The organism is Paenibacillus sp. Soil724D2, from assembly GCF_001427935.1.
Taxonomy (GTDB): Bacteria; Bacillota; Bacilli; order Paenibacillales; family NBRC-103111; genus Paenibacillus_E.
In genome coordinates this window covers 191124-211077 of record NZ_LMRY01000001.1, presented here as the reverse complement: position 1 = coordinate 211077, position 19954 = coordinate 191124, and the positions used below count along the sequence as shown (strand labels likewise).

Sequence of the window (19954 nt, the reverse complement as noted above, 5' to 3'; positions counted from 1 at the left end):
CCATACTGATAGGAGGATTTTAGGAAATGAATATCCATGAGTATCAAGGCAAAGAAGTCCTGAGACAGTACGGAGTCAACGTTCCTAACGGAAAAGTTGCTTTTACCGTTGACGAAGCTGTTGAAGCAGCGAAAGAACTCGGAACATCCGTCGTTGTAGTTAAGGCGCAAATTCATGCCGGAGGTCGCGGGAAAGCTGGCGGCGTTAAGGTAGCCAAAAGCCTCGATGAAGTTCGTACATATGCTAGCGAAATTCTGGGTAAAGTTCTTGTCACTCACCAAACAGGTCCTGAAGGCAAAGAAGTTAAACGTCTTTTGATCGAAGAAGGCTGTGACATTAAGAAAGAATATTATGTTGGTGTTGTTGTTGACCGTGCTACAGGCAGCGTCGTTTTGATGGCATCTGAAGAGGGCGGTACGGAGATTGAAGAGGTTGCTGAGCATTCTCCTGAGAAAATCTTTAAAGAAGTTGTGGATCCTGCGATTGGTCTTCAAGCTTTCCAAGCCCGCAGACTTGCTTACTCCATCAATATTCCTAACGAGCTTGTTAACAAAGCGGTTAAATTCATGCTAGCTCTTTATAAAGCATTCGTAGAGAAAGACGCGTCCATTGCCGAAATCAACCCACTAGTTGTTACTGGTTCTGGCGACGTTATGGCTCTTGATGCCAAATTGAACTTTGATTCCAACGCTCTTTTCCGTCACAAAGATATCGTTGAACTTCGTGACCTTGAAGAAGAAGATGCGAAAGAAATCCAAGCTTCTAAATTTGACCTGAGCTACATTGCTCTTGATGGTAACATCGGTTGTATGGTTAACGGTGCAGGACTTGCTATGGCCACTATGGACATTATCAAGCACTACGGCGGAGACCCGGCTAACTTCCTAGACGTAGGGGGCGGTGCTACGAAAGAGAAAGTAACAGAAGCTTTTAAAATCATCTTGTCCGATGAGCAAGTTAAAGGAATCTTCGTTAATATCTTCGGTGGCATCATGCGTTGTGATGTTATTGCTGAGGGTGTTGTAGCTGCTGCCAGAGAGCTTGGACTTTCCCGTCCGCTTGTTGTTCGTCTTGAAGGAACTAACGTTGAACTTGGTAAAAAGATTCTTAACGAATCCGGCTTGAACATTGTTGCTGCTGACTCCATGGCAGATGGCGCACAAAAAATCGTTGCTTTAGTTAAATAATTAAACCCGAGCGGTTTCAAATAATATAGGGGATGTGAACAAAAGATCATGAGTATTTTGGTTAATAAACATACAAAAGTCATTACTCAAGGGATTACCGGCGCTACGGGTTTGTTTCATACCAAAGGCGGTCTGGAATACGGCACACAAATGGTTGGTGGCGTAACCCCAGGTAAAGGCGGAACAAAAGTAGATATCACATTGGAAAACGGTGAGTTAGTTCAGCTTCCAGTTTTCAACACCGTTATCGAAGCTAAAAATGCAACTGGTGCTACGGCATCCGTTATCTATGTACCACCAGCTTTTGCTGCAGAGTCAATCATTGAAGCTATCGAAGCTGAACTTGATCTGGTTATCTGTATCACAGAAGGTATTCCTGTTCTTGATATGGTTAACGTGAAACGTTACCTAGAAGGCAAGAAAACCGTTCTAATCGGACCTAACTGTCCGGGAGTAATTACACCAGGCGAGTGCAAAATCGGTATTATGCCGGGTTACATTCATACGCCAGGTCACGTAGGTGTAGTTTCCCGTTCCGGGACATTAACTTATGAGGCAGTTCACCAATTGACAACTCGCGGCATTGGACAATCCTCTGCTGTAGGTATCGGTGGAGACCCTGTTAAAGGCTCCGAGTTCATCGACATCCTTAAACGTTTTAACGATGATCCAGATACGTATGCTGTCATCATGATTGGTGAAATCGGCGGTACGGCAGAAGAAGAAGCGGCTGAGTGGGTTGCTGCGAATATGACGAAGCCAGTTGTAGGCTTTATCGGTGGTAAAACAGCCCCTCCAGGAAAACGTATGGGCCATGCTGGCGCAATCATTTCCGGTGGTAAAGGTACAGCTGCTGAGAAAGTTGCAACGATGGAAAGATGTGGTATCCGCGTAGCGGCTACACCATCCGAGATGGGCTCTACACTTGTTAGTGTGCTTGAAGAAAAAGGCATGCTGGACAAAGTTATTACAAAAAAATAGTTTTCTTCTAACGAAGGTAAGCAACCTTCCATCTCCCTGAATCAGGGATTTGGGAGGTTTTTTGTTTTTCTTGGCTTTGCAATTATTTGTTATTCGAGAAGGGAGTGTATATACTTATGGATAATCGTTTCATTTTGTTTGGCCTTCACGAGCTCGAGGGCGTTGGTTGGAAAACCATTCTTCAGCTTCTAAGTCGCTTTCCTGATCTGCATGTGTTGTTTGAGCTTTCAGCTGCAGCAATTGCCTCTAAAGGTATCCGGACTTCCATTGCTGAACAAATTGCCACGCGTTTTACACCGACTTTTATTGAGCAAAAGCTACAATTATATAAGAAGCAATCCATTCAAATTCTCACGCTTTTGGATGAGGACTACCCTTCGGTTCTAAAAGAAATTGCGCAGCCTCCCTGGGTTTTATATGTGAAAGGAAATGTTTCATTATTGAATGGGCGTCTCCTTGGTATAGTAGGAACACGTACCCCTACTCTTTATGGAAAGAAGATTGCTGAGGAATGGGCAGCTGCCCTTTCAAGAGCAGGATTCGGTATCGTAAGCGGATTGGCTAGAGGGATTGACAGCAAGGCTCATATTGGCGCATTGCAAGGTAAATCCAAAACGGTAGCAGTTCTTGGATGTGCGATTAATCAAATTTATCCGCGTGAGAATGCATTATTATATCGAAATATAGAACAAGAGGGTGTCATCATTTCTGAATATCCCATTGGCACGGGCATGAGGCCAGGTATGTTTCCGCAGAGGAATCGTATCATAGCAGGGTTGACATTAGGAGTTATGGTTGTGGAAGCAGCAGAAGATAGCGGATCACTGATTACAGTTGAGTTTGCGGTGGATGAATCAAGAGATGTATTCGCCGTTCCTGGTCCTATTGACTCAAATCAAAGTAGTGGCGTCCACAAGCTTCTAAAGGATGGTGCTAAACTGGTTACCCGTGTTGAGGAGATTGTAGAAGATTATAAACATATGTTAAGCGCGGAAGACCAGGGGGCCATGAAGAAGCCTTTGCCGACATTTTCGCTTACAGATGAGGAGGGCGAAATCGTTCGAAAGTTGTCGAATGAGCCTGTATCCATTGATGCTTTGTTGGAGGACAGTCAATTTACGTTTGGACATTTGCATGCAGTTCTGTTATCTTTGGTAATGAAAAAGGCGATTAAACAGCTTCCGGGTTCTACTTACATACTAGCATAGGCTAATACGAAGCTTTTCTTCTCGCCAATAGACTTTACCTTGAAACCAAGAGGGGAGGAAGGACGATCCATGGCGGATTCTTTAGTCATAGTTGAGTCACCAGCAAAAGCCAAAACCATTGGCAAATATTTGGGAAGTAAATTTATCGTAAAAGCCTCGATGGGTCATATTCGCGACCTTCCGAAAAGCCAAATTGGCGTAGAAGTGGATCGTAACTTTGAGCCTAAATACATAACAATCCGCGGTAAAGGTTCTATACTAAAAGAATTAAAAGATGCGAGTAAAAAAGTAAAAAAAATATATCTGGCGGCGGATCCGGATCGTGAAGGTGAAGCGATTGCCTGGCACTTAGCTCATTATTTGGATGTAGGTCCCGAAGAGCTCTGCCGTGTTGTATTTAATGAAATAACGAAGGATGCGGTCAAGGATGCCTTCAAAACACCGCGTCGAATTAATCAAGATCTCGTTAACGCTCAGCAAGCTCGGCGCATTTTGGATCGACTTGTTGGTTATAAAATCAGTCCTTTACTTTGGAAAAAAGTAAAAAAGGGATTATCTGCAGGTCGTGTACAGTCGGTAGCAGTTAAATTGATACAAGACAGAGAGAATGAGATCAAAGCCTTCGAACCAGAAGAATATTGGTCGATTACCGTTGTCTTGGACGCTGGTAAAACGGTGTTCGAAGCAAAGTATCACAGCATTAACGGTGAGAAAAAGGAACTGCATTCGCAAGAAGATGTCGATCTGATTTTAACCGCGATGGGCAGTGATGCTTTTACAGTGAAAGAAGTGAAAGAGAAAGAACGGCAGCGTAATCCTTCTCCTCCTTTCATTACAAGCTCAATGCAACAGGAAGCGGCGAGGAAACTTAATTTCCGTGCATCGAAGACAATGTCTGTCGCACAGCAATTATATGAAGGAATAGATTTAGGCAAAGAAGGTACGGTTGGTTTGATTACCTATATGCGTACCGATTCAACCCGTATTTCGCCGGTTGCCCAAGAGGAAGCCAAAGATTTTATCTTTAATAAATATGGCCCAGCTTTCTACCCAGAGACACCGCGCCAGTACACGAAGAAAAATGCTAATGCCCAAGACGCGCATGAAGGTATTCGGCCTACATCTGTGCTTCGAGAACCTGATCAAATGAAGGCATTTCTAAGTAAAGATCAATATCGTCTGTACAAGCTGGTATGGGATCGTTTCGTAGCTAGTCAAATGGCTTCAGCCGTCTTGGATACAATGACCATTGATTTAACTGCTGGAGAAACTGTTTTTAGAGCGAATGGTTCTAAGATGAAGTTTGCAGGATTTATGAAAGTTTATGTCGAGAGCAATGATGACGGGACGACAGAAGAGGACAAATTGCTGCCACCTCTGACTAAGGGTGATTCTTTGCAAAAGCAAAGCGTGGATCCGAAGCAGCACTTTACTCAACCGCCTCCAAGGTATACAGAAGCGCGTTTAGTTAGGGCTTTAGAGGAAATGGGCATCGGTCGTCCGAGTACGTATGCACCGACACTGGAGACGATTCAGAAGCGTGGGTATGTTGCGATCGAAGAGAAGAAATTCGTGCCTACGGAGCTTGGTGAATTAGTTATTCAATTGATGCAGGAGTTTTTTCCTGAAATTCTCGATATCGAGTTCACGGCTCATATGGAAGAGGAGCTAGACTTTGTCGAAGAGGGAAAAGAGGACTGGGTTCGAGTTCTGGATACATTCTACACATCCTTTGAAAAGCGGCTAATTTTCGCTGAAGAGGAAATGAAGGAAATCGAAATCCAGGATGAAATTTCGGATGAGATTTGTGAGAAATGCGGTAAACATCTTGTTTATAAAATGGGGCGTTTCGGTAAGTTTCTGGCATGTTCAGGATTCCCTGATTGTCGCAATACGAAACCGATCATTAAAGATATTGGTGTTACTTGTCCAACTTGTCATACTGGGAAAATTGTCGAACGCAGAAGCAAAAAGGGGCGAGTTTTCTATGGTTGCGATCAGTATCCAACCTGTGACTTTGTCTCATGGGATAAACCGGTCAATAAGCCATGTCCTGTATGCAGCTCGATGATGATCGAGAAAAGAAGCAAGAATGGCGTGAATATTCAATGTACCGTGTGTGATCATAAAGAAGAAGTTAATGACGATAATTCAGATGATATGAAAGATTAGAGGTGTCTGATTTTGCCAGAATATCAAAGAGTAACAGTCATCGGTGCAGGATTGGCTGGAAGTGAAGCCGCCTGGCAAATTGCCCGTCAGGGTGTGCCTGTTACTTTATACGAAATGCGTAATGTCCGTAAAACTCCAGCACATATAACAGATCAATTTGCTGAACTAGTCTGTAGTAACTCACTACGTTCGAATGGTCTAACCAACGCTGTCGGAGTACTGAAGGAAGAAATGAGAAGAATGGATTCGCTCATTCTATCTTGTGCAGATGAGCATGCTGTACCGGCAGGAGGCGCGTTAGCTGTTGACCGCGACGGGTTCTCTCAAGCAGTTACAACGACGCTACGTAACCATCCGCTCATAGAAGTTCGCAATGAGGAAGTTCAAACCTTGCCTGAAGGCATAACGGTAGTTGCCTCAGGTCCATTAACATCACCAGCCCTTTCTGCAGGCCTCAAAGAGCTTATGGGCGAGGAGTACTTGTACTTTTATGATGCAGCAGCTCCGATCGTGGAGAAGGACTCCATTGATATGAATAAGGTGTACTTGGCTTCCCGTTATGACAAAGGAGAAGCAGCTTACCTTAACTGTCCTATGACAGAAGAAGAGTTTAATGTTTTCTATGAAGCTTTAATAACTGCAGAGGTTGCTGAGCTGAAGGAATTCGAGAAAGAAATTTATTTCGAAGGCTGTATGCCCTTAGAAGTCATGGCGAAACGAGGTAGACAAACGGTACTGTTCGGGCCAATGAAACCAGTTGGTTTAATAAACCCGCATACAGGTAAGATGCCGCATGCTGTCGTTCAACTCCGTCAAGATAATGCAGCGGGAACTTTATATAACTTAGTCGGCTTCCAAACCCATTTGAAATGGGGAGAGCAGAAACGGGTATTATCCTTGATTCCAGGGTTAGAGCAAGCGGAGTTCGTACGCTATGGTGTTATGCATCGTAACACGTTTATTAACTCTCCGAAGCTTCTTGAACCTACTTATCAATTTAAACGTCGTGAAAATTTGTTTTTTGCAGGTCAAATGACGGGTGTAGAAGGATATGTGGAATCTGCGGCTTCCGGACTGATAGCAGGAATGAATGCGGGGCGTTTAGCTAAAGGGCAACCTTGTTTGGTTGTTCCGGAGGAAACGACTCTGGGTAGTATGGCACATTATATCACGACAGCTGACTTTAAACATTTTCAGCCGATGAATGCTAATTTTGGTTTGCTTCCACAATTGCCCGAACGAATTCGTAACAAAAAAGAGAAGTACGAGAAGCTGGCTAATCGAGCTTTGGAGAGTATTCAGAATTTTAAGAAAACATTTGCGGAGTAGGTTGTAATTGGACTCTTTGCTATGTTACTATAATTATGTTTTGTAGCATTTTTCATTCGTTTCCTCATACATTTACCTCTAGATGCGGTCATTTCTCGAATTGACCTCGCTAGAGGTTTATCTCATTTATGAGACCGAAACCAACGTATAGAGTAACTTTCATGGTGTATGATTCCATTTGAGAGGTGAGAAGAGATGGATCCTAATCAAGCTACGTTTCATGCGACAACAATCTTTGCTATTCGTCATCAAGGTAAGGGAGCTATTGCTGGAGATGGGCAAGTGACATTTGGCAACAGCATGATTATGAAAAGCACGGCCAAAAAAGTTCGGCGTTTACATAGAGGAAAAGTCATCGCTGGTTTTGCTGGTTCTGTTGCCGATGCGATTACACTTTTTGAGAAATTCGAAGGCAAGCTAGAAGAGCACCACGGTAATTTGCAGCGTGCTGCGGTAGAACTTACGAAGGACTGGCGTCAGGATCGCGTCCTGCGACGTCTTGAAGCCATGATGATCGTTATGGATTCAACAGGTTTGCTGTTGCTCTCGGGAAATGGTGAGGTTATTGAGCCTGATGACGGTATTTTGGCTATTGGGTCTGGTGGCAGCTTTGCATTAGCTGCTGGAAGAGCGTTGCATCGCCATGCGTCGTCGCTAAGCGCTAAGGAAATAGCCCATGCTGCCCTAACAACTGCAGCTGAAATATGTGTGTTTACGAATCATAATATTATTGTGGAAGAAATTGAATAGTTAACTATTGAAAAGTTAATGCTTACGATGTTAGTTTTGCTAAAGCAAAACTTTTAGGAGGGTACAAAATGGCAAACAGCTCCCTTACACCTAAACAAATTGTCCAAGAATTGGATCGATACATAGTAGGTCAGAAAAAAGCAAAGAAATCAGTTGCTATTGCTCTGCGAAACCGTTATCGGAGAAATCTCGTAGATGAGGCTATGCGGGATGAAATTGTTCCGAAGAATATACTCATGATAGGGCCTACCGGCGTTGGAAAGACTGAAATTGCGCGCAGACTAGCTAAGTTGGTTGGCGCACCATTCATTAAGATAGAGGCCACCAAATTCACAGAAGTCGGCTATGTTGGTCGCGATGTGGAGTCAATGGTACGTGATCTGATCGAAACTTCCGTTCGTATGGTAAAGGCTGAGCGGATGGAAAAGGTGAAAGACCGAGCTGAGAAGCTCGCTAACGAGCGACTAGTTAACTTGCTGGCGCCAAGTCCTGCGCGTTCCAAAACACAGCGTAATCCTCTTGAGATGCTATTTGGTGGGCAGAACCAACCGGATCAAGAAGAAAGTGCTCCAGACCCTTCACTTGCCGCAAAAAGGGTTCAAATCGCTGAGCAATTGACTAATGGTAAATTAGAGAATGAAGTTGTAGAAATCGAAGTGGAAGACTCTTCACCATCAATGATGGATATGCTGGCTGGTCAAGGCAATGAACAAGCTGGCATGAACATGCAGGAGATGTTCGGCAATCTTCTCCCGAAGAAAATGAAGAAACGTAAGCTGCTTGTTAAGGAAGCCAGGAAAGTGTTAGCTCAAGAAGAAGCGCAAAGATTGATTGACATGGATGAAGTGATCCAGGAATCTATTACTCGCGCGGAACAATCCGGTATTATTTTTATTGATGAAATCGATAAGATCGCTAGTAATAGCCGCGGCGGCAGCGGACCGGACATTTCTCGGGAAGGTGTTCAGCGAGACATTTTACCGATTGTAGAGGGATCTACGGTTGTAACTAAATATGGGCCCGTGAAGACGGACTATGTCTTATTTATTGGTGCAGGTGCTTTCCATATTGCTAAGCCTTCTGATTTAATTCCAGAGCTTCAGGGAAGGTTCCCAATTCGAGTGGAATTAAGTAACTTGACCTTGGAAGACTTTGTTTCTATTTTAAAAGAACCCAAAAATGCATTAACAAAACAATATACAGCATTGTTGCAAACGGAAGGTATAACGGTTGAGTTTGCGGACGAAGCTATTTATGAAATTGCTCGTATCGCGGTTGAAGTTAATCAGAATACGGAGAATATTGGTGCTCGGCGATTACACACCATTTTAGAAAAATTGCTGGAGGATCTATCCTTCGAAGCGCCTGAGATTACATTGGAGTCCATTGTTATTAACCCGGAATATGTTCGTGAGAAACTCAGTGATATTGTACAAAATCGAGATTTAAGTCAATATATCTTATAGTAAAGAACTATCGCATGGTTAAGTAAGTAGGAGGCAGTTAAATGAGTTTATTAAATAAAACAAGAAGGCTAAATCGCTTGCTGCAAAAAGAAGCTGGCAACGCAGTTAGCTTTATGGATATGGCCGAAGTGCTGCGTGATATTGTTATTGCGAATATCTACGTCGTTAGCCGCAAAGGCAAAATTTTAGGTTATGCAGTAACGAATGATCCTGTTTCACCGGAAATGAATCAGACCATATTAATTGAACGCAGATTTCCGTTGGAGTCGAACAATTTGCTTCTGAAGATTGAGGAAACATCATCAACAGCAGAACCAGACAGTCCATATTTCTATTACACGGAGCAAATGAAAGATATGTTTCCATACACGCATACGACTTTAGTACCAATTATTGGCGGGGGCTCTCGTTTGGGAACGCTCATATTAAGTCGCAGTGAAGGAACTTTCATTGATGATGATTTAGTGCTGGCTGAATATGGATCTACCGTTATTGCAATGGAAATATTAAGAGAACGTGCGGAAGAAATTGAGGAAGAAGCTAGAAGTAAAGCTGTCGTCCAAGTTGCGATAGGTTCCTTATCTTTCAGTGAAATGGAAGCTGTGGAACACATTTTTGAAGAATTAGATGGTAAGGAAGGTCTATTGGTAGCGAGCAAAATTGCCGATCGGGTAGGCATTACTCGTTCTGTTATTGTTAACGCACTTCGCAAACTGGAAAGTGCCGGAGTTATTGAAACTCGTTCGCTTGGTATGAAGGGCACTTATATCCGTATTTTAAATGAGCAATTAATACAAAGTATCGAGCAATTAAAAACGAAACTCTAGATAAACACATAGAAAAGCCCTGTCTTGTAAAAGATAGGGCTTTTTTCTTATTGTAAGTTATCGTAATTTCTTAGATGATAAGAAAGGTTACCGAATCTTTTACAAATTTCTACAATAAGGACCATTTCGAATTATTTTATGAAAATAATGTCGAAATAAGAAGGAATCGATAAATACAATGTTGAAGTATAAGTCGAATATTCTATAGACGGGGGGTAACATAATGTCTCTGATAGACAAACCAAGTTGGAACTTGATGGAGCGATCGCTGGATGCATCGACTCTAAGACAAAAGGTTGTAGCAAACAACGTAGCCAATGCGGATACACCCTTCTTTAAGCGTTCGGATGTCGTGTTCGAAGAACTTTTACAAGGTCAGATGAATTCATCAACACCCACTATAGAAGGTTATCGGACAGACCCAAGGCATTTCTTAATAGGAAAATCCACAAATCTGCCAAATTCAGAAATAAAAACAGATGAATCGACAGCGATTAATAACAATATGAACAATGTCGATATGGATTATGAAATGTCGTTAATGGCCAAAAACCAACTTAAATACAATGCAATGATTCAACAAATGAATAGCGAATTCAAAAAAATGCGCACAGTCTTAGGAGGGAAGTAATAACCAATGAGGTTAACCAATGGATTTGACATCAGCTCTTCGGCACTGACTGCTCAACGATTAAGAATGGATGTTGTCTCTTCTAATATAGCGAATGCGGATACAACACGTGCTAAGTTCGTAGATGGGAAATGGGTTCCCTATACAAGGAAGTTAGTTGCTTTTGAAACGAAGTCACAGCCCAGCTTTGCGCAATCGCTTAAATCAGCAATGGCCGATGGTACTGGTGAAGGTGTGCGGGTGAATAAAATTTTTGATGATAAGTCGCCTTTGAAGCAGGTATATAACCCAACTCATCCAGATGCGGATGCGAATGGATTCGTTTATATGCCCAATGTCGATGTGCTTAAAGAAATGGTCGATATGATCTCTGCGACTAGATCTTATGAAGCGAACGTAACCGCCCTTAATGCAAGTAAATCAATGATAACCAAAGCTTTGGAGATTGGTAGATAACCAGTACAGGAGGTTGCATCATGATTGACAAAATAAGTTACAGTCCACTAAACATCATGAGTTCCATTCAACCAAAGGATAACTCCGGTGAAGGGGCTGCTGATCTTGGTAAAAGATTCGGTTCGTTCCTGAATGACGCCATATCAAACTTAAACACGCAACAACAGCAAGTGGACAACTTGAATCAGAGTTTCATCAAAGGTGAGCTTTCCGATGTTCATCAACTGACAATAGCCTCTGAGAAAGCATCGCTAGGACTTGAGTTGACTGTACAAGTCAGAAACAAAGTCCTTGAAGCTTACCAAGAAATGATGAGAATGCAGCTGTGATTGAGTTAGATGCTGCTAAATTTTGGTTCGATGAGGTGACAGAGTGAACGAGAACCTGCTCCAGTACTGGGAAAAGGTGAAGCAATATTGGAATCGTTATAGTAGAACTACCAAAATCACTTTTATAGCAACGGTTGTCCTACTGATTCTTACTGCTGCAATTATAAGTATTAATTTATCAAAAACGGAGTATTCACTCGCATTTACGGAATTGCAGCCAAGTGATGCTTCAGCCATCAAGTCATATCTAGATACCGCAAAAATACCGTATCATCTTAGTGATGATGGAAAAAGTATCGAAGTACCAACAAGCGAAGTAGCAAATGTAAAGCTTGGTGTTGAGTCCCAAGGTTTAAATAAAAACGGCTCTTTAGGCTTTGGTGCGTTTAGCAACAGCAGTTCATTTGGCATAACAGACAACGAATTCAAAGTGAAATACTTGAACGCGATACAAGGCGAGCTTCAACAGTTGATTAACGCTAATCAAGCAATCGCCAGTTCCAAAGTTCTCATCTCACTTCCAGAAGAAGGACCTTTCTTACAGCAACAGCAAGAAAAAGCAACGGCATCTGTTGTTGTGCAAACGAAGCAGGGATATACCTTAGATCAAGCAAAGGTTGATACGATTTATAATTTAGTATCGCATAGTGTTAAAAATCTCCCTCTAGAGAATATTACGATCTCAGACCAGTATGGACAGAGTCTTGTATCTTCGAAGGTGGGCGGAACATCATCCACGAGTTTAGTCACTAGTCAAGTGGATATTAATAACCAGTTCCGTAATGATTTACAGAAGAATATCAATACGATGCTGGGCACGATGTTTGGCCGTGACAAAGTGAATGTAAGTGTATTCTCAACAATGAATTTTGATCAAAAGAAAAGTAAAGAGCAGCTTGTCAGCGCTCCAAATCAAGTGGATCAAAAAGGATTGGAAATTTCCCTGCAGGAAGCAAGTGAATCGTATCAGAACAATGGTGCGGATACAGGCGGTGTACCTGGTACAGGTACTACAGATGTTCCAGGCTATCCTGGGGCTGCCAGCTCAGGCAAGTCTAATTCAGAGAAAAATAATAAAACTGTCAATTATGAAGTCAACCGAATTACGAACGATATTATTTCTACGCCTTATGTTGTAAAAGACTTAAGTATTAATGTGGGGATTGAGCCTCCGGTTATAGATGATCCCAACTCTTTGACAGCTGAGACCAAGGCTGCAGTGCAAAGTGCGCTAGTAAACATCGTAAGAACTGCATTAGCGGATAATAAGGTTACATATACTGACGCAGATTTACAGAAAAAAGTTACGGTATTCGCACATTCTTTTGCAAGACCAGCGGACACACTCGCATCGAAAACAACAACGTACTTAACGTATGCAGGTTTAGCTCTAGCGGCGCTTGCAATTGGATTAATTGCAGGGTTCGCAATTAGAAAACGAAGAAAAGCTGCGCAGCAACAATTGGAACAAGAAATGAATATAGCGGCAGGTAAAGCAGAACTTCCAACGATTGATATCGAAAATGTTACTAATGACAATCAAGTACGCAAGCAGCTAGAGACTCTTGCCAAAAAGCGACCAGAAGACTTTGTTAATTTGCTTCGTACTTGGTTAGTAGACGAATAGAGGTGCACTTGTATGGCCAAAGCTGCTCTGCAAGGGTTAACCGGACGACAAAAGGCAGCCATTCTTTTGATCAGTTTAGGCCCTGAGGTGTCTGCTCAAATATTTAAGCATTTGCGAGAAGAAGAAATCGAGCAGTTAACGCTAGAAATTGCGAATGTTAGAAAAGTAGATTCTTATGAAAAAGAAACTATTTTATCTGAATTTCATCAGATCTGTTTAGCCCAAGAGTTTATTTCTCAAGGTGGTATTGCTTACGCCAAGGATATTTTGGAAAAGGCATTAGGATCACAAAAAGCGCTTGATATCATCAATAGATTGACAGCAACTCTGCAGGTGAGACCTTTCGATTTTGCAAGAAAAGCAGATCCTGCTCAAATCCTTAACTTCATTCAAAATGAGAATTCTCAGACAATCGCTTTGGTATTGTCATATTTGCAAGCAGATCAAGCTTCGATCATCTTGTCATCACTACCACAGGAAAAGCAAGCTGATGTTGCTAAGCGTATTGCACTCATGGATAGTACCTCTCCTGAAGTCATAAGCCAGGTTGAACGCGTTCTTGAACAAAAACTATCGTCAACTGTGACTCAGGATTACACAAATGCAGGTGGTATTGCTTCCATCGTTCAAATTCTGAATGGTGTCGATCGGGGTACAGAGCGCACTATTCTCGATTCTCTCGAAATTCAGGATCCGGAACTTGCGGAAGAAATTAAGAAACGGATGTTTGTCTTCGAAGATATCGTCAATATCGACAATCGCTCCATTCAACGAATTATCCGCGACATTGAGAATGCGGATTTACAGCTTGCCCTTAAAGTTGCAAGCGAAGAAGTTCGAGATGCCTTGTTCAAAAATATGTCCAAACGTATGGCGGATACCTTTAAGGAAGAAATGGAATTTATGGGACCCGTACGTTTACGTGATGTTGAAGAAGCTCAAACCCGGATTGTTGCAACGATTCGCCGCTTAGAAGAATCTGGTGAAATCATCATCGCACGTGGTGGAGGAGATGATATTATTGTCTAACGTCATTAAATCATTTGCTTATTTTCCGTTAGATGATAAGAAAATAGTAGAAACGATTTCACCACTTGAATTATTACGTGCTGGTATGTTAACAGATGATACAAATCAATTGACTCCTGAACAGCAGCAGGAACTGACAGAAGCTACAAGTATGAAGGAGCAGATCCTTCAAGACGCTGAGGCTTTTGCCCACGAACAAATCGACCAGGCTATGCAGGAGTGCGCAGCGCTTCGAGAACAAACTCACGCAGAAATAACGAGTTGGTGGGAGAGCCGCCGTGCAGAAGATGAAGAGCACATCACGATTTCCAGACAATCAGGATTTGAAGAAGGTTACGAACAAGGGATTGTTCAAGCCGAAGAAAACCTCCGCCAAGAATACGGTGAGATGTTATCAGAGGCTCGAGCCATTTTGGAACAATCTTACAAGCTTAAGCAGCAAATCATTCAAGAATCAGAACCTTTTTTAATTGAACTTAGTACTTCCATCGCTGAGAAAGTCATTGGACGTCAATTAACTTTAAATCCAGAATGGGTTATTGATTTAATTCAGATGGTACTTTCACGTAGAAGAGAAAAAGGGATTATCGCGCTTTGTGTAGCACCTTCACAGTTTGCATATATCCAAGAAGCACGCGAAGAGTTACTAACTTCCATTGATTCACAAGCTGAATTACAAATTATCCCGGACTCTACGGTACAAGACCGTGGTTGTGTGATACGTTCCTCATTTGGAAGCATTGATGCCAGAATTGACACTCAGTTAAAAGAGATTAAGTCGGCGTTAAGACAATTGGCAACTCAAAGTGAGGTATCCGAGTTATGAGCAGCAAGCTGCCAAATGCTGATAAATACAAGGAGCATCTACATACGATTGATCCGATTCGAGTGAACGGTAAAGTGACGCAGGTAATTGGGCTGACAGTTGAGTCAGAAGGTCCTGATGTGAGCATTGGCGATCTTTGCTACATATATCCGCACAAGTCAAACAAGCCGCTAAAAGCTGAAGTCGTTGGATTTCGCAGCAACAAAGTAGTTCTGATGCCACTCGGTGATTTGGATGCAATAGGTCCTGGATGCGATGTCGTAGGTACCGGAAAGCCGCTTACTGTTCATGTTGGCCATGAGCTGCTTGGTAAAGTTTTAGACGGTTTGGGACAACCCTTAGATGGTTCATTCCTCCCGTCTAGAATGGCGCAATATTCAACGAATAATGTGCCTGGGAACCCGCTTACACGTCCACGTGTTCTGAATCCAATTTCGGTTGGTGTTCGCTGTATAGATGGATTATTAACAATTGGCAAGGGACAGCGTGTCGGTATTTTCGCAGGTTCTGGTGTAGGTAAAAGTACGTTGATGGGCATGATTGCACGTAATACATCCGCTGATGTCAACGTAATTGCTCTTATTGGCGAGCGTGGTAGAGAGGTTCTAGACTTTATTGAAAGAGATTTAGGTCCTGAAGGACTTGCTAGATCCGTTGTGATTGTAGCAACTTCTGATCAACCCGCTTTAATCAGAATCAAAGGTGCGATGATTGCAACTAGCATTGCCGAATATTTTCGGGATCGCGGCTTAAATGTCATGATGATGATGGATTCAGTCACTCGTTTTGCTATGGCGCAGCGTGAAGTCGGGCTTGCTGTTGGAGAACCTCCAGCCACACGTGGTTATACTCCTTCGGTTTTTGCAATGCTTCCGCGGCTTCTAGAGCGTTCAGGTACGGGACCAAAGGGCTCCATTACCGCTTTTTATACTGTACTTGTAGATGGGGACGACATGAATGAGCCTATCGCTGATGCTGTGCGAGGTATTTTGGATGGTCATATTGTACTTAATCGCAGCATTGCTAATAAGGGTCATTACCCAGCCATCGATGTTTTATCCAGTGTAAGCCGAGTCATGAAAGAAATTGTTCCTACTGAACACATGGAAGCAGCTGATCAATTGAAGCGACTTCTTTCTATATATAAAGATTCGGAAGATCTTATCAATATAGGGGCATACCAAAAAGGTTCTAACCCAAATATTGATATCGCTATGGATAATATCGAGGCAATATGGGATTTCACGAAGCAAAAAACCTCTGAAAAGTTAACATTTGAAGAAGCTCAAGAACGTTTGATTCATGAATTTTATAAGGGATGAGGCTCCTGAATGAATTTTCGTTATTCTTTCCAGCAAATTGTCGATTTGAAAAACAATGAACGAACACAGGCAGAATGGATACTTTCTGAGGCAATGGGGCAACTAAGGAATGAAGAGACGAGCTTGCATGGATTGTTTGAGCAGAAAGATAGCCTCCATAATGAAATGGCTAGTGTATCTAGCAGTTCGGTATCCATCTCCAAGATGCTGTTGATGCAAAATTACATGAATCATGTTGATCAGCAGATCGCACGCAAGCATTTGGATGTGCAGCAAGCACAGCATGTCGTGCTCAAAAAGCAGGAACATCTTTCGGAAAGAATGATTGATGAGAAAGTTTGGTCGAAGGCAAGAGAGAAGGCATACAACCAATTTCAATCTTTTGTCGCCAAAAAAGAGCAAGAAACTCTAGATGAGATGGCTACTAACCGTTTCAAACGATTAACGTATTGAGGAAGGCAAAGGAGGGAAAAGGAGATGGCCGATACAAGCATAGAGGGTGCATCTTATAGTGCACTGGAACGATTTCTGATATGGTTTGTCATCCCCTTTGTGTTTACGGCAGTTTTGCTCTTCGTGCTGTTGTCAATTTTTGATTATGATATCAAGAGCAGTATTCAGAAGGCGCTGCACAATACACCAGTCATTGGGACAATCGTCCCTGCTCCCAAAGAAAAAGCAGTAGTGACGAGTGATGGTAAAGCACCGACTTCTGAGCAAAGCAACAAGATTAAAGATGAAGAGATTACAAAGCTAAATGCAAGAATTGCTGAACTTCAAACAGCTTTGCAAAAAGCCGATTCGACAACCGAGCAGAAGGATCTTTCACTGAAAGATGCTCAGGCGAAGTTAACTGACTTGGAAGAGAAGCTGAAGAATAAAACGCAAACCGAAGAAGAATACAATAATCAAATTACTCAACTTGCGAATATGTATGCAAAAATGAATCCAAGTAAAGCTGCGCCAATCATTGAAGCTTTGACACCTAAAGAAATGGTTCTTGTGTTTTCAATGATGAAAGCAGATAGTCGTGGTGCGATTCTAGAAAAGATGACCCCTACTAAAGCGGCTGAGGCTTCCATTGGGGTTAAGGATGTTGTTCCTGTGCGCGATAAACAAATTGCTGCCTTGCAAGAAAGATTGGCAACGAATGGAGCGACGAAGACCACAACATCCGTAAGTAAAACAGATTTAGGGCAAACTTTTGCCAACATGACACCGAAAAGTGCTTCCAATGTCCTTCTGGAAATGAATAAATCTAACCCTGATAAAGTGTTAGCTATTCTCAGTGGGATGGATAATGCTTCTCGTTCAAAAGTAATGTCTTCATTATCAGACGCAAATAAAGAAATCACAGCTTCCATTTCAGCTAAACTTGTTCAGTAATGTCATTGATTTCACGAAGGGAGGTGAAAAAAATGGACGTACAAATGCCAACAGTACCTACTGGAAACAATGCTGCTTCAACAGCAACAGGTAAAGCAAGTACGACTGAAACGGCTGCCAAGGATACTTCTTTTAATCAAGTATTAGATGGTCAAATTGTTCAAGAGAATGCTTCTGGTGATGCAAATGCTTCTGATCCAGCTCTTTCTCTGAACATGCTGCTTCAAATGCTTCAAAGCTTGGTTATGCCTCTTCAAGGCGCTGCTGTACAGCAGGTCGAACAAGGAAAGGGAGATCAACCTCTACCAGAAATGCTTTTGGAGGCAATGAACAGTAACCCTAAGCTAGCTGAACAATTATTACAAGATCAGAACGTGAAGAAGTGGTTCGAAGATGCTCAGCAATTGTTAAGCACACTTGGTGATACACAATCTAACACGGCTTTCACACTACCGAATGGGTTGAATCTTCAGCCAGCTGATACATTAAACTTACAAGCCCAGAATACTTTGCTTACACTGACTACTTTGACTAAACAGCAGCCTGACAATCCTATTTTGAAGTTTTTGAACCAGGACTTACTTAGCACGATTGAGCCTTTGCTTCCAGATTTAATGGCGACATTGAAGGGACCAACATCAATAACTGATGCAGCAACGAAATCACTCAAGGCTACTGAAGGTTTAGTAGAAGAAACTAAGAGTGATATCACATCTGTTAACAGAGCAAGTCATGTTAAAAAGGCAAACAAGTTAGGTGTTGAGCAGAAAATTGATGGAGATTCATTTACCCTAGTGCAACCATCAAAGTCAAAGCTTGAGCTTTTAGCAATCAAGAATGTACTTCACGCACCAGTTGTCGAGTCTACTACAGCGTCCGAAGAATCTTTTGCTGCCCTAGTTGATTTGCCGACTGAAGAAGCTCCAGCAACGAATAACATCGTTACGATCGGTGATTTGCAGAAAGCGCAACAGGCTGCTGTTCCAGTTGATAAAACGCCAACAGCAACAATCAATGCGGCGAATTTTACAGAAGAAATGACAGAGCATGTGTTGAAGAACTTGAAGATAACGATGGCTGGCGGTTTTTCTGAAGCTAAACTATCTTTATTCCCTAAAAATCTCGGTCATATTGATGTAAGAATATCGATGCAGGATGGACAACTGATAGCTCAATTTGCAGCTGATTCCTTAGCAGGTAAGCAGATGCTGGAAAGTCAACTTCCGCAGTTACGACAAGCTCTTCAAACACAAGGTTTGCAAGTTGAGAAGCTTGAGGTCACTCAAAATCAAAACATGCAATCTAGTATGTTTCAAGATCAACGTCAACAGCAAACATTTAGGCAATCTCAGCGTCAAAGTAAAAATGCTTCTGGTAACTATGAGGAAGATTCAATTGATTTTAATATAGAAATTGAGAATGTAGCTCAAGTACGAACTGCAGTAAATGGTAACTCCTTCGATGTTATTGCCTAAAAAAGCAATCTATGTGATTCAGCTGGAGGTGAAAGTGTGGCTACAACCCCTATTTCAGGTAATGTTACGGATTTGATCAATACTGGAAATAAAGCAAAATCGAAAGAGAAAGACAACAATACGTTAGGCAAAGATGATTTCCTTAAAATCTTGATTACACAACTTCAAAATCAAGATCCGACGCAACCTTTACAAGATAAAGAGTTTATTGCACAAATGGCGCAGTTTACATCCGTAGAGCAACTGACCAATATGGCCGGTGAAATGAAGCTAATGCGTCAATCTCTTGGTTTTGTTTCAGGCTTGATTGGGAAATCGATCACATGGACGGATATCGACTCATCTGGAGCATCTGTTGAAAAGTCTGGTGTTATTGATTCCATTACATTCAAAGACGGAAATCAATATGCCAATGTGAAGGGAGAGGAAATTTCTCTTGACAAGCTCAAGAAAATTGAGAATGTTGGAGAAACCAAATGACAGAGAGAATATCCATAGGGCAGCTTTATCCTAATGCGGTTTCTCCAGCGTCTACGAGACGAACACCTGTACAGCAACCGGTAACCCAATCCGGTAGCCCTACTTTTCAAAAACTTCTTCAGGAGCAACTTGTTCGTTTCAGTCATCATGCAGAGGTTAGACTTAAAGAGAGAGGCATTCAACTAAAGCCTGAGCAATTGGATAAGCTTAGTACAGCTATTGATAAGGTAGCCGCTAAAGGCGCTAAGGATGCGCTTATGATTTTAGGTGGAAATGCTTTAATTGTTAATGTTCCTAACCGAACTGTTGTGACGGCGCTTGATGGAAATGCGATGAATGAACATGTTTTCACGCAAATTGATAGTGCCATTATTATTTCTTAACCATCAGGCTCGACCGTGCAGGAAGCCTGGAGCTGTGGAGCGATTGAAGCAGTTCATTATATTTATATCCGATTAGGAGGCCTATTATAG

At 42.1% G+C, this 19954-nt stretch carries 20 protein-coding genes; all 20 read left to right on the top strand.

The window, feature by feature from the left end; genetic code table 11:
* The first annotated feature begins 26 nt into the window (after positions 1-26).
* The 20 genes from sucC to ASG85_RS00920 all read left to right on the top strand — a co-directional run bounded on the left by sucC (position 27) and on the right by ASG85_RS00920 (position 19864).
* On the top strand, positions 27-1187 hold the full coding sequence (gene sucC / locus ASG85_RS01015) for an ADP-forming succinate--CoA ligase subunit beta (protein WP_060645134.1): 1161 nt from the start codon (positions 27-29) through the stop codon (positions 1185-1187).
* A gap of 48 nt (positions 1188-1235) precedes the next feature.
* On the top strand, positions 1236-2168 hold the full coding sequence (gene sucD / locus ASG85_RS01010; protein ID WP_029195344.1) for a succinate--CoA ligase subunit alpha: 933 nt from the start codon (positions 1236-1238) through the stop codon (positions 2166-2168).
* Between the two features lie 116 nt (positions 2169-2284).
* Positions 2285-3376, top strand: coding sequence for a DNA-processing protein DprA (dprA, locus tag ASG85_RS01005; protein WP_057301569.1), 1092 nt, complete (start codon positions 2285-2287; stop codon positions 3374-3376).
* 69 nt (positions 3377-3445) lie between these two features.
* Positions 3446-5548, top strand: a complete 2103-nt coding sequence (gene topA, locus ASG85_RS01000) for a type I DNA topoisomerase (RefSeq protein ID WP_057301568.1) — start codon at positions 3446-3448, stop codon at positions 5546-5548.
* A 12-nt stretch (positions 5549-5560) separates the two neighbouring features.
* On the top strand, positions 5561-6877 hold the full coding sequence (trmFO, locus tag ASG85_RS00995) for an FADH(2)-oxidizing methylenetetrahydrofolate--tRNA-(uracil(54)-C(5))-methyltransferase TrmFO (RefSeq protein WP_057301567.1): 1317 nt from the start codon (positions 5561-5563) through the stop codon (positions 6875-6877).
* Between the two features lie 195 nt (positions 6878-7072).
* A complete protein-coding gene (gene hslV, locus ASG85_RS00990; protein ID WP_047672807.1) occupies positions 7073-7627 on the top strand; it encodes an ATP-dependent protease subunit HslV in 555 nt (184 codons plus the stop codon).
* A gap of 68 nt (positions 7628-7695) precedes the next feature.
* Positions 7696-9093 (top strand): ATP-dependent protease ATPase subunit HslU, encoded by a 1398-nt coding sequence (gene hslU, locus ASG85_RS00985; protein ID WP_057301566.1) that lies wholly within the window; start codon positions 7696-7698, stop codon positions 9091-9093.
* A 41-nt stretch (positions 9094-9134) separates the two neighbouring features.
* Positions 9135-9920 (top strand): GTP-sensing pleiotropic transcriptional regulator CodY, encoded by a 786-nt coding sequence (gene codY / locus ASG85_RS00980; RefSeq protein WP_057301565.1) that lies wholly within the window; start codon positions 9135-9137, stop codon positions 9918-9920.
* Between the two features lie 223 nt (positions 9921-10143).
* Positions 10144-10551, top strand: coding sequence for a flagellar basal body rod protein FlgB (gene flgB, locus ASG85_RS00975; protein ID WP_057301564.1), 408 nt, complete (start codon positions 10144-10146; stop codon positions 10549-10551).
* A 6-nt stretch (positions 10552-10557) separates the two neighbouring features.
* Positions 10558-11007 (top strand): flagellar basal body rod protein FlgC, encoded by a 450-nt coding sequence (gene flgC, locus ASG85_RS00970; RefSeq protein WP_057301563.1) that lies wholly within the window; start codon positions 10558-10560, stop codon positions 11005-11007.
* A gap of 20 nt (positions 11008-11027) precedes the next feature.
* Positions 11028-11336 carry a flagellar hook-basal body complex protein FliE gene (fliE, locus tag ASG85_RS00965; protein WP_057301562.1) on the top strand — a complete coding sequence of 103 codons (309 nt, stop codon included), beginning with the start codon at positions 11028-11030 and terminating at the stop codon, positions 11334-11336.
* Positions 11337-11379: 43 nt separating this feature from the next.
* Entirely contained in the window at positions 11380-12963 is a 1584-nt protein-coding gene (gene fliF, locus ASG85_RS00960) for a flagellar basal-body MS-ring/collar protein FliF (protein ID WP_057301561.1), read from the top strand.
* A gap of 12 nt (positions 12964-12975) precedes the next feature.
* Complete coding sequence (gene fliG, locus ASG85_RS00955) at positions 12976-13992, top strand: flagellar motor switch protein FliG (RefSeq protein ID WP_057301560.1); 1017 nt, start codon at positions 12976-12978, stop codon at positions 13990-13992.
* A complete protein-coding gene (locus tag ASG85_RS00950; RefSeq protein ID WP_057301559.1) occupies positions 13985-14818 on the top strand; it encodes a FliH/SctL family protein in 834 nt (277 codons plus the stop codon). Before fliG ends, ASG85_RS00950 begins: the two co-directional genes overlap by 8 nt.
* Positions 14815-16140, top strand: coding sequence for a flagellar protein export ATPase FliI (gene fliI, locus ASG85_RS00945; RefSeq protein WP_057301558.1), 1326 nt, complete (start codon positions 14815-14817; stop codon positions 16138-16140). The genes ASG85_RS00950 and fliI overlap by 4 nt, the downstream gene beginning before the upstream one ends.
* Before the next feature lie 9 nt (positions 16141-16149).
* Positions 16150-16593: a flagellar export protein FliJ gene (gene fliJ, locus ASG85_RS00940; RefSeq protein ID WP_057301557.1), complete on the top strand. Its 444-nt coding sequence runs from the start codon at positions 16150-16152 to the stop codon at positions 16591-16593.
* Between the two features lie 24 nt (positions 16594-16617).
* Positions 16618-17526 carry a hypothetical protein gene (locus ASG85_RS00935; protein ID WP_063860111.1) on the top strand — a complete coding sequence of 303 codons (909 nt, stop codon included), beginning with the start codon at positions 16618-16620 and terminating at the stop codon, positions 17524-17526.
* Positions 17527-17558: 32 nt separating this feature from the next.
* Entirely contained in the window at positions 17559-19001 is a 1443-nt protein-coding gene (locus tag ASG85_RS00930) for a flagellar hook-length control protein FliK (RefSeq protein ID WP_060645133.1), read from the top strand.
* Positions 19002-19037: 36 nt separating this feature from the next.
* Positions 19038-19481 (top strand): flagellar hook capping FlgD N-terminal domain-containing protein, encoded by a 444-nt coding sequence (locus ASG85_RS00925; protein ID WP_057301555.1) that lies wholly within the window; start codon positions 19038-19040, stop codon positions 19479-19481.
* Complete coding sequence (locus tag ASG85_RS00920) at positions 19478-19864, top strand: TIGR02530 family flagellar biosynthesis protein (protein WP_057301554.1); 387 nt, start codon at positions 19478-19480, stop codon at positions 19862-19864. The genes ASG85_RS00925 and ASG85_RS00920 overlap by 4 nt, the downstream gene beginning before the upstream one ends.
* Positions 19865-19954 lie beyond the last annotated feature (90 nt).

Bases quoted from the DNA above. Each gene is read 5' to 3' on its own strand.
- dprA (WP_057301569.1), top strand. From the start codon at position 2,285: ATGGATAATCGTTTCATTTTGTTTGGCCTTCACGAGCTCGAGGGCGTT.
- codY (WP_057301565.1), top strand. From the start codon at position 9,135: ATGAGTTTATTAAATAAAACAAGAAGGCTAAATCGCTTGCTGCAAAAA.
- ASG85_RS00920 (WP_057301554.1), top strand. From the start codon at position 19,478: ATGACAGAGAGAATATCCATAGGGCAGCTTTATCCTAATGCGGTTTCT.
- flgB (WP_057301564.1), top strand. From the start codon at position 10,144: ATGTCTCTGATAGACAAACCAAGTTGGAACTTGATGGAGCGATCGCTG.
- ASG85_RS00930 (WP_060645133.1), top strand. From the start codon at position 17,559: ATGGACGTACAAATGCCAACAGTACCTACTGGAAACAATGCTGCTTCA.
- sucD (WP_029195344.1), top strand. From the start codon at position 1,236: ATGAGTATTTTGGTTAATAAACATACAAAAGTCATTACTCAAGGGATT.
- sucC (WP_060645134.1), top strand. From the start codon at position 27: ATGAATATCCATGAGTATCAAGGCAAAGAAGTCCTGAGACAGTACGGA.
- hslU (WP_057301566.1), top strand. From the start codon at position 7,696: ATGGCAAACAGCTCCCTTACACCTAAACAAATTGTCCAAGAATTGGAT.
- ASG85_RS00935 (WP_063860111.1), top strand. From the start codon at position 16,618: ATGGCCGATACAAGCATAGAGGGTGCATCTTATAGTGCACTGGAACGA.
- hslV (WP_047672807.1), top strand. From the start codon at position 7,073: ATGGATCCTAATCAAGCTACGTTTCATGCGACAACAATCTTTGCTATT.
- fliG (WP_057301560.1), top strand. From the start codon at position 12,976: ATGGCCAAAGCTGCTCTGCAAGGGTTAACCGGACGACAAAAGGCAGCC.
- fliI (WP_057301558.1), top strand. From the start codon at position 14,815: ATGAGCAGCAAGCTGCCAAATGCTGATAAATACAAGGAGCATCTACAT.
- fliE (WP_057301562.1), top strand. From the start codon at position 11,028: ATGATTGACAAAATAAGTTACAGTCCACTAAACATCATGAGTTCCATT.
- fliJ (WP_057301557.1), top strand. From the start codon at position 16,150: ATGAATTTTCGTTATTCTTTCCAGCAAATTGTCGATTTGAAAAACAAT.
- flgC (WP_057301563.1), top strand. From the start codon at position 10,558: ATGAGGTTAACCAATGGATTTGACATCAGCTCTTCGGCACTGACTGCT.
- topA (WP_057301568.1), top strand. From the start codon at position 3,446: ATGGCGGATTCTTTAGTCATAGTTGAGTCACCAGCAAAAGCCAAAACC.